The organism is Cohnella sp. WQ 127256 (assembly GCF_024519285.1).
In the GTDB taxonomy this organism is placed as follows: domain Bacteria; phylum Bacillota; class Bacilli; order Paenibacillales; family Paenibacillaceae; genus Cohnella.
On the sequence record NZ_JAMZCY010000026.1, the window covers coordinates 1 to 1,009 of the forward strand.

1 protein-coding gene and 1 pseudogene are annotated in these 1,009 nt (G+C 43.0%); both read left to right on the forward strand.

Translation table 11 applies throughout. From position 1 onward, the window contains the following. Nucleotides 1-224, forward strand: a pseudogene (locus tag M1K58_RS29360) (ankyrin repeat domain-containing protein); the annotation flags it as partial. Nucleotides 225-257: 33 nt separating this feature from the next. Then, nucleotides 258-1,009, forward strand: a 752-nt coding sequence (locus M1K58_RS29365; protein WP_256762495.1) for an ankyrin repeat domain-containing protein, incomplete at its 3' end; no start/stop codon positions are given.

A 1,009-nucleotide genomic window follows, 5' to 3' on the forward strand; every position in this document is an offset into this window, starting at 1 on the left:
AAATGGGGGAATATATTTTGAAGGAAAATGATTACACGAGATTTGTGCCTACAGCCCCCGCTGGCTCTATGCTGTCGTTTTTGGTGCTGGACGATGTTCTAGAGAATAACCTCATGGATTTGGCTTCCGACATTCTAGATAGATACAGTTTTGATAATTTAAACGATAAAAACTATCCTATAATCACGGCAGCGGCTCGTTACGGCAATAAGGCGTTATTTTAAAAATTAATCGCGCTCGGCGCGGATATTAACGCTATGACTCATGTGAAATCTGCTGCCGTCGACAGGGCTCTTGCATTTAATAATGATGAAGGTGTCCGTGCCTTGCTTGAGCTGGGATTTGAGATGAAGTCTTATTCGGGTGGGAAAGCACTTCGTTCCGCTGCTTGGAAAGGAGAACTTGAAATGGTTCGCCTGTTCGTCGAATATGGAGCAGATGTTAATTTCAATGGCGCGGATCAGGTTTTCCCGTATTGCACGACACCAGTTCAAATGGCCGCATCTAGTAATCATTTTGAAGTCGTAAAATATTTGGTAGAGCAAGGAGCAGATGTAACAATAAGAGACAAGTACGGAGACCGTGCATTCCTAGAGGCGAAGCGGAATAAGAATACGGAAATGCTTGAGTATATTAAGAAGCTAGAACCGCCCATCTGGCATGAAGCAGATAAGCGTGCAGCAGAGCTTAAAAAGATGGGAATGCCGATGGAAATCATTAAATGGCTCGGAACTGAAAATCGAAGAATTGATCTTACTGAGTCATGCCCCACTGAATACATCGAATTCGAAACGATTTTTGACGTGAAACCGATACAATGGCAAGGTAGAGTTTTTCTGGACTTTACAAAAGAAGTCGAAGGTTATGGCGGTACCGGATTTATCATTTGGATCCCTGATCAGAAATGTTTAGGCAGCTTCGACGTCGAGCACGAAGAACTATTTATCTTTGAGGGCGTGAAATGGAACAAGTTCGTAAAGAGGCTTCCAATCGTTGTTAATCACGTGTT